Here is an 8,494-nt window from a genome sequence, read left to right on the forward strand (position 1 = left end):
GTTTCATACGTAAACATGAAGCAGCTCTCCTGTGCTTTCGGAGACTATCGCCGCTCAACGTTAGCCGTGTATGAAAATCGAAAACCGTAGAAACACGGTTGGATCAGCGAGATCGGAGCTTTCGCACGACCCGGAAAGCTCTCCGTCACCTCGAGCGGTCGAGGCCTTTTCGTTCCGGCGGGTCGCCTTCGAGTCGTCCGAGCGCGCCGGCGCTTCAGTCCGACGCGAACGTGCGGCCGTGCTGCGGCTCGCGGACGTCCTCTTCCCGCGCGGCTGCGTAGGCCGCCTCGATGCCTTCGAGCAAAGCGCGGTACTCGCTCTCGGTCAGGCGCACCGCATTCTTCTCGAGACGCAGCGCGAGGTTTGCGAGCCGGCGATAGCCGAATGTCCCGGCCGCGCTCTTCAGCGAGTGCGCTTCGCGGCTGATCTTGGTCCGGTGCAGCTCGATCGAAAGCTGCCGCAGCGATGTCAGCCGGGTATCGGTTTCGCCGATGAACACGGCGCGGATCTCCGATGCGGCGTCTTCGCCGATCTCCTTCGCCAGTTCGTCGAAGGCCGTGGCTTCGAACGCCGGGTCCTCGCTGGCCGTGACCGGGACCGGCGCCGCGAGCGGCGGTGATGGGCATTCGGAGAGCTGCTCGATTGCGGCTCCGGGCGCCGGCAGCACGCGCAGGATCGCCTCGACCAGCGCTTTCTTGCGCGCGGGCTTGACGACGAAATCGTTCATGCCAGCTTCGCTGCAGGCCTTGATGTCTTCTGGAAACGCGTTGGCGGTGAAGGCGATGATCGGCACCGTCGCCATCCGCTCGCGGCGCGAGCGGATGATCCGCGTCGCCTGGAAGCCATCCATCTCCGGCATCCGCACGTCCATCAGGATGAGATCGTAGTTGAAGCGGTTGGCCGCGGTCACCGCCTCGGCGCCGTCGCAGGCGGTGTCGGTCTGAATCTCGAAGTCCTTCAGCATCTTGCTGGCCACCAGGCGATTGGTCGGATTGTCGTCGACCACCAGTACGCGCAGCGGCCGGCGGTACCCGGCGATCCTGGCCACCAAGGCGGCGTAGACGGTTTCCTCGTTCTGCTCCTGAGGCGCGACGGCCTCCGCCACCGGCAGCGTCAGCGTGAAGCTGAAGGTGGAGCCTTCTCCGAGCTTCGAGCTTGCATGGATCTCGCCGCCCATCTGCTCGACCAGGCGCTTGCAGATGGCGAGGCCGAGACCGGAGCCGCCGAAGCGGCGGCTGATCGAGTTGTCGGCCTGCACGAAGTCCGCAAACAGCGAACCGATCTTGTCCTGGGCGATTCCCATTCCGGTGTCGCTCACGGACCATTCCACGGTGGCCTGCTGATCGTCGCGCGCGATGCAGCGCGTTCGGATCACGATCTCGCCGGCCGCGGTGAATTTGACGGCGTTCGACACCAGATTGAGCAGGACCTGGCGGACGCGTCCCGCGTCGCCGACCAGCGCCGGCGGCAGCGCCGAATCGCCTGTGCTGCGGATCGTGAGGTCCTTTGCCTGTGCGCGGGGTCCGATGATGCTGATTGTGTTGTACACCAGCGCCTCGGCCGAAAATGCGATGTCCTCGAGCGACAACTGACCGGATTCCAGCTTGGAGAAGTCCAGGATGTCGTTGAGGATCTCAAGCAGGCTGTCGCCCGCATTGTGGATCGCGAGCACGGAGCGGCGCTGCTCGATATCGAGATTGGTCTCAAGCAGCGTGGTGGCGAGCCCGAGTACCGCGTTCATCGGCGTGCGGATCTCATGGCTCATCATCGCGACGAAGGTCGATTTCGCAGCGTTGGCCGCCTCGGCCGCGTGTATCAGATGTTCCTGCTTGTTCCACCAGCGCGCGATCATGAAGGCGGCGAACACCACAACGACCGCGGAGATCAGCGACATGGTGCTAAGCAGCGTGGTCATGGCGCGCCAGCTGCCCAGCGCGCTGTACTCGCTCTGCGAGACCGTCACCAGCGCAGGGTAGTTCGGCAGCATCGTGGCCGCGTCCAGATTGATGTGCCCGTCGGCGCTCGCCTCGCGCAGGATGCCGCCGTTGGCCAGCGCGCGCTTTCCGTCGCCGGAGGCCGGCATGCCGATGTCGTCGGTCGGCGGGAAGTGCGCCAGCAGCACGCCGTCCTCGCGGGTCAGCGAGATCGTGGCGTTGAGGCCGAGCGAGGTCGAGCCGAAGAAGTTTTCGAGGTATTGAAGGGACATCGCACCGAGCACGAGGCCCATGAATTTGCCGTCGGCATCGTTCAGCCGGTGCGCGACGTAGATGGTCCAGGATCCGTCGCCGCGGTTCTTGACCGGCTCGCCGATGAACAAGTTGAGAGTGTCATCCGACGTCAGCGCCTTGAAGTAGTCGCGATCGGAGATGTTGACGTCCGGAATTGGCCAGTAGCGCGAGAAGTTGAGGAGCTGGCCGCCGGCATCGATCAGGGTGATGGCATCGACCTCGGGAAGGCCGGCGAATTTTTCCTTCAGCAGGAGGTGGATCTTCTGATCGGAGGCAATGCGCCGATAGGACGCGGCGTCGACCGCGCCCTCGCGCTTGAGGTAGTCGCCGACGCTCAACAGGATGAGATCGAGCGATTGAAACGAGCGGTTGGCGTTCTCCGCCAGCGTAAGACTGTAACGGTTGAGATTGGCCTCCCCGGTCTGCAGCGTGCTCTCGCGCAAATGCCGGACAGCGATCATGTTGGTGCCGATGATCGTAGCGATCAGGGCCGCGGTGATGGCGATGAGAGCACCGAGCGAGCGTCCGGAATGGGCTTTCATGTTCGATCAATCCGCAACGGTGGCGAGTTTTTGCCGTTCCGTCTCGACGGCGACCTGCGTCAAGGCCTTGCGCAGGGCGGCGAGGTGGATCGGCTTGGGAATCGGCACGCGGACATTGAGGTTGAGAAAATTGCCGATGCGAACCGTTTCCTCGCGCACCTCGTCGCCCGAGGCGCTGATGACGATGACCGGGATCCGCGATTTCATTTCGGAGAGCAGCTTGAGGATCTCGATGCCCGATTGGTCGCCGAGCGACAGGTCGAGGGTGACGCAGTCGAAAGTCCGCTCACGCAGCAATTCGGTCGCCTCGGCGACGGAGTGGGCGCCGGTGGTCGTGAATCCGACTTGCTGGGCTATCTTGCAGAGAATCGACAAATGCAGGTCGGCATCATCGATGACGAGCAGCTCATTGTGCATTTTATTTTTCCCGTTGCGGGCCCGAAGCGTTTGGCCGCCCGCTCAATCCGCCTCTGCTGTTTTAGGGAATGAGCCTCTACCCCTGCGTAAATTTTCATTCCCGTACAAATACGGGAACGCGCGCGATCATTGGCGTTGAGGGGGCTCGAATCGACACGACCGCCGGGCGCGGCGGAGACCGGGACGGAGGGCTTTTGCCAGTGAGATTTGTCCGGGCTCGGAAGGCCGTTGGCTGCCCGTTACTCGTCCGGGCCAAACACCGCTTCCATCTTGGTCTTCAGCGTCGCGGCGTTGAACGGCTTGACGATGTAGTTGCTGACGCCGGCCTTTTTCGCGGCGATGACGTTTTCGGTTTTCGATTCGGCGGTGATCATGATGAACGGCGTCTTGGAAAGCTCCGGGCTCGCGCGGACTTCACGCAGCAGGTCGTACCCGGTCATCGGTTCCATGTTCCAGTCGGAGATCACCAGGCCGTATTTCTTGACCTGCATCTTGGCGAGCGCGGCTGATCCGTCGCTGGCGTCATCGACATTGTCGAAGCCGAGCTGCTTCAGCAGATTGCGGATAATCCGGATCATGGTGCTGTAGTCATCGACCACCAGGATGGGCATCGATAAATCAAAGGCCATGTCTTCAACTCCGCACGGTTCCAAACAGCCGATCACGGGCGTGATATTCGCAGCATACGAAATGATTCGAAGCTTTGTGGAACTCGCGCTGGTCAGCATCGTGAGCATTAGCAGCGGTCTTTGAACAGCGCGTTAATTCCGGATTGAATAAATATCGCGCGTGCGGCGCCCGTAGTTATACGGTTGCGGACCAGGAAGGTTGTTGCTGCGCCGATGCACACGCCGTTTCCGATCCCGCCCATGCCGGAACGGCAGTTCCGGCTCTTCCGTTTGACGCATCTCCTGATGCGCATCTTGGAGCGAAGCGGCGTGGACCTCGCCGTCGAAGCGCGCGGATGTTTCGCCCGGAAGCGCGTCAGCCGGCGCGCCCGCGCGGCTGCTCTTCGGCGACGCGACGAGGGCGGACCAGCCGCTCATATTGCGTCTTGACCGATGCGTAACACTCGCACGCAGCCTTGCTGAGACCGTCGAAGTCGGTGATCTCGATATGGCCGCGGCTGTACTGGATCACGTTCGCCTGCTGCAGCGTGCTGGCGACCAGCGACACGCTGTTGCGCCGCGCGCCGATCATCTGCGCCATCGATTCCTGCGTCAGGACGAGCTTGCAGCCCTGGGAAAAGTCGTGGGTCTGCAGCAGGCAGCGCGCAAACCTGGATTCCACCGTGTGCGCGGCGTTGCAACCGGCGGTCTGCTGGACCTGGACATAGACCGCCAGTCCGTGCCGCGCGAGCAGCGAGCGCAGCGTCACGCTTTGATCGGCCGCGGCGCGCAGCCGGTCGAGGTCGATGGTCGAGGCCGGCCCGGCGACCAGCACGATGGCGCTATTGAATGCGATCGCGTCGCCGATCGCGGAGAAGGATCCGAAAATGCTGTCGCGGCCGATCATTGCGACCTGAACGTGCTCCCCCTTGGTCATGTTGACGACGAGAGAAATCACGCCCCGGTGAGGCATGTACGCGCGTTTCAGCGTTTCTCCGACCCCGATCAGGACGGATTCCTGAACCATGTCGACGGTTCTCAAATGCGGGCGGATCAGTTCGAAATCATCCGCCGACAGCGCCGACAAAAATCCATTTGGTGAACGATAAATCGAGTCCAAAGCCGTCTCCTGCCGTAGGGCAAAACAGGTCTCTGGGTCGCCAGCATTCAATGCACGCCAACCAGCGGTTGAGCATGAGCTTCGGATATTTTGTTGGCAAGCAGAATTAGCAGTTAGACTCATCAGCCAACGTTTGATCCAGGCAATGTCGTTTGGTCTGCATGGCCACCTATGCGCGCTAGCGTGCAGATATGTGGTGGACTCGGTAGCGCGGACATCGTCAATCCGGTTCCCCGAGCAATTGCTCGTGCCGCGTCTTGATGGCAGCATAGCACTCGCAAGCCGTCCGTCGCAGCGCCTCCATGTTCGTAACTTCGATCTGTCCGCGGCTATAGCTGATGATACCGCCTTGTTGGAGTGCGCTTGCGACGATCGAAATCGCGTTGCGTTGGACGCCGATCATTCGCGCGAGAAGGCCTTGAGTCATCGGCAGCATCCTACCATCGGATAGATCATGTGCGAGCAGCAGCCAGCGCGCGAGACGCGCTTCGACCGAGTGCGACGCGTTGCATGCGGCGGTTTGCTGAGCCTGCAGGAACACCGCCTGCTGATGGCGGGCGAGCAGGTTCCGGAACACGGCGCTTTGCGCGGCGATCGTCCTGAAGTCGGTGAGATCGATGGTCGAGGCAGCGCCGGGAGATAGGACGACCGCGTCGCTCAGCGATATACCGTCGCCAAGCAATTCCGCGGAGCCGACAATGGTGTCGCGGCCGACCAGCGCCGCTGCGACCATTTGCCCTTCGGAGAGGCCGACCACGATGGAAACGACGCCCGCATGGGGAATGTAGACTTGGTTGAGCGCTGCACCCGTTTCAGTCAATACGGCGTCTCGGGCCATCTCGATCAGCTTGAGATGCGGTCGCAGCGCCTCGAAGTCCGCCGCCGGCAGCCTTTGCAGCAATTGATTGGGCGGGCGGTGAACTGAAGACATGGCCGCTCCTGCCGAACGAGGCCGGGGTTCAGATGAACTGACGTCGGTTGAGGCTCTCCCCTGAAGATGTATTCTATGGTGAATTCGCGTTTAGCGGGTAGTCATAGCAGCGTGATTGCGGCCCCTCATCACCGGCCAAATGGTGCGTCAGCGGTTAGGTCATAACTGAATTCTTATACACGCTGGGGGGCAGACACCCGCTGAATTTACGGCGGAAATAAGGAATCAGGCTGTGATTCGCTGTGGAGAAGGTCCAGCAGGCCCTTTGAAGCCGGTTGATAGCGAGGAAAACTGGGACGGCTGCGATGCACCGCATTCTGGTTGTCGATAACGATCCACCCGTCTGCGAGGCGATCCGCGCCTGGCTCATGCATCACGGCTATCGGGTTTCAATTGCCGACGGCGGCAATGATGGCCTCGCGGCGCTCGATAACGGGACCTTCGAGCTGATGATTGTCGACGTCGTGATGCCCGATATGCCGGGCTTCGAGTCGATCAGGGTGTTGCACCGCCGCGCCCCGACCCTGCCCTTGATCGCGATTTCCGGCAGCGCTTTTCTCGACCCGGAATCGTTTGGACCCGATTTCCTGCGGCTGGCTTCGAGGCTTGGCGCGACGCGCTGCCTGCGGAAGCCGTTCAAGCCCGCGACCTTGCTTGCCGTGATCGACCAATGCCTGTCGGAGGCCGACCCACACCGGAGATATGTCGCCGCTCTGGGTGCGGTCGTCGATGCGCTGGTCGAACCGCAGGGCCGACCGCGATTGGCGGGCAACATGATCGGGCACGCCCTTGGCCGTTAGCCAGGACGACCGGGCCAGCGGAGGTCGCGATGGTCGCAGCAAGGACAGGACGGCCCGCGTTGATGGGCGGAGCTATCGGCCGCGCGGGCGAAACGCGTCGCGGAGGAATTCGCAATTCAATCAGGGGAGACGCGCGTGCAATATAACTCAGGGATCATCGAACATATGAAACAGGATGTTCAGCCGCGACGGGACGACGACATGGCGCGAGTCCTGGTCGTGGACGACGATCCGATGGTCTGCATGGCCATCGAGGTCTACCTGGAACGTCACAATTTTCGCGTCACCATCGCGGATGGCGGCGAGGCCGGGCTTCGGGCGCTCGAAGGCGGCGCGTTCGATCTGATGATCATCGATATCTTCATGCCGCATATGCGCGGCTTCGAATCGATCAGGATATTTCACGAGCGCGCCCCGACCGTTCCGTTAATTGCGATGTCCGGTTACGCTTTCGCCAACCTCAATTCGCCGGCGCCCGATTTCCTGCGGATGGCGCTCGAACTCGGTGCATCGCGCTGCCTGCGCAAGCCGTTTACACCGGTGGCGTTGTTGACGGTGATCAACGAATGTCTGTCGGAAGCGCGTGCGCGCTTCCCCAGCGCCATTCCCATGAGGTGACAGTCCTGAGCGCGATCGAGGGTGGGCTGCAAGCAGAACAGGCGGCCTCGCAACTAGACGAGATGCATGAACGAGACCTGCCGTCGGGGGCGATCGAAGCGCGCCAGGATGAATTACAAAGAGCCGCGCTGATGGGCGAACTCGTCGGCGGCATGCTTCACGATTTCAACAATGTACTCACGGTGATCACAGGCACTATCGAAATTCTGGCAGAGGCCGTGACCGGGCGTCCCGAACTCGCGGCCATTGCACGGCTGATTGAAGACGCGGCGTCGCGCGGCGCGGCGCTGACGTCGCAGCTTCTGGCCTTTGCGCGCGGCCGGCCTTCCTGTCCGCACGACGTCGACGTCAACGCGCTGCTGGTCGAAGCGTGCCGTCTGCTTCGGTCGACGCTCGGCGGCCAGATCGAGATTGTCTTGATGCCGGCCGGCGACGTGCCCACCGCGTGGGCCGATTCCGGCGCGCTGATGGCGGCGATCTTGAGCCTTGCGATCGCCGTCCGTAACGCCATGCCAGGAGGCGGCAGATTCACGTTTCAGGCCGCCGCGCGCCCCTTGCGCGCAAGTGGCGGCTGCATCACCGCCGCCGATGTCGTGATCGCGATGCATGCTTGCGGCCATGCGATCGGGGAACATATCGATAGAGTAGAGCTCAATATGGCCGACGGCTTCGTGCGGCGATCCGGCGGCCGTATCGTAGTGCTGCGCGATGCCTGCGATGAGCTGCGGATCGACATCCTTCTGCCCGAGACAGCTCCGCTGCTTGGTTAGCGAACGACTAAGGTATTCGCGCGAAAGCGCCGCATCAGGCATCTCGGACGATGCAAGGCGGCTCGCGAGCCCCGATTTCCGTGGCCGAAACCCGGGAACGGTCTGGGAAAAATCCAGAAAAGGCCAGAGTAATCAGCGATTTCTCGCGATCCGGGCCATGCGATTAGCGTGCGGTTAGTATTAACAACGCCGGCCCGCCGTTCTGTGTACATCTACCGGGGTCGATTTAACCAACGGGTAGTGCCTGGAGGAACAGTCTCATGCGTCGTCGACAGAAATGTGCGGCGAAGTATCAAACCTGTTCATCCAGAAGGATAACCAAACATGTCAGGCATCGTTCTCTCGGCGTCAGTCCGCCAGAATCTTCTCTCGCTGCAGTCCACCGCCTCGCTGCTCGCGACCACCCAGAATGACCTCGCCACCGGCAACAAGGTCAATTCGGCTCTCGACAATCCGACCG

General features: G+C 62.0%; 8 protein-coding genes. 3 read left to right on the forward strand and 5 right to left on the reverse strand.

The window, feature by feature from the left end; all coding sequences use genetic code 11:
- Window positions 1-214: 214 nt before the first annotated feature.
- From WCB02_RS05050 to WCB02_RS05070, 5 genes are all read right to left on the reverse strand, one after another.
- Window positions 215-2,770: an ATP-binding protein gene (locus tag WCB02_RS05050; protein WP_423956741.1), complete on the reverse strand. Its 2,556-nt coding sequence runs from the start codon at window positions 2,768-2,770 to the stop codon at window positions 215-217.
- A 6-nt stretch (window positions 2,771-2,776) separates the two neighbouring features.
- On the reverse strand, window positions 2,777-3,187 hold the full coding sequence (locus WCB02_RS05055) for a response regulator (RefSeq protein ID WP_423956742.1): 411 nt from the start codon (window positions 3,185-3,187) through the stop codon (window positions 2,777-2,779).
- A 239-nt stretch (window positions 3,188-3,426) separates the two neighbouring features.
- Entirely contained in the window at window positions 3,427-3,816 is a 390-nt protein-coding gene (locus WCB02_RS05060; protein ID WP_423956743.1) for a response regulator, read from the reverse strand.
- A 355-nt stretch (window positions 3,817-4,171) separates the two neighbouring features.
- Window positions 4,172-4,915, reverse strand: coding sequence for a Crp/Fnr family transcriptional regulator (locus tag WCB02_RS05065; RefSeq protein ID WP_423956744.1), 744 nt, complete (start codon window positions 4,913-4,915; stop codon window positions 4,172-4,174).
- Window positions 4,916-5,135: 220 nt separating this feature from the next.
- Window positions 5,136-5,846, reverse strand: a complete 711-nt coding sequence (locus WCB02_RS05070; protein ID WP_423956745.1) for a Crp/Fnr family transcriptional regulator — start codon at window positions 5,844-5,846, stop codon at window positions 5,136-5,138.
- 305 nt (window positions 5,847-6,151) lie between these two features.
- On the opposite strand from WCB02_RS05070, the gene WCB02_RS05075 reads away from it, so the two are divergent.
- The 3 genes from WCB02_RS05075 to WCB02_RS05085 all read left to right on the forward strand — a co-directional run bounded on the left by WCB02_RS05075 (window position 6,152) and on the right by WCB02_RS05085 (window position 8,034).
- Window positions 6,152-6,646 carry a response regulator gene (locus WCB02_RS05075; RefSeq protein WP_423956746.1) on the forward strand — a complete coding sequence of 165 codons (495 nt, stop codon included), beginning with the start codon at window positions 6,152-6,154 and terminating at the stop codon, window positions 6,644-6,646.
- Window positions 6,647-6,847: 201 nt separating this feature from the next.
- Window positions 6,848-7,264 carry a response regulator gene (locus WCB02_RS05080; protein WP_423956748.1) on the forward strand — a complete coding sequence of 139 codons (417 nt, stop codon included), beginning with the start codon at window positions 6,848-6,850 and terminating at the stop codon, window positions 7,262-7,264.
- Complete coding sequence (locus tag WCB02_RS05085) at window positions 7,261-8,034, forward strand: histidine kinase dimerization/phospho-acceptor domain-containing protein (RefSeq protein WP_423956747.1); 774 nt, start codon at window positions 7,261-7,263, stop codon at window positions 8,032-8,034. The genes WCB02_RS05080 and WCB02_RS05085 overlap by 4 nt, the downstream gene beginning before the upstream one ends.
- Window positions 8,035-8,494 lie beyond the last annotated feature (460 nt).

This window comes from Bradyrhizobium sp., from assembly GCF_049581145.1.
Taxonomy (GTDB): domain Bacteria; phylum Pseudomonadota; class Alphaproteobacteria; order Rhizobiales; family Xanthobacteraceae; genus Bradyrhizobium.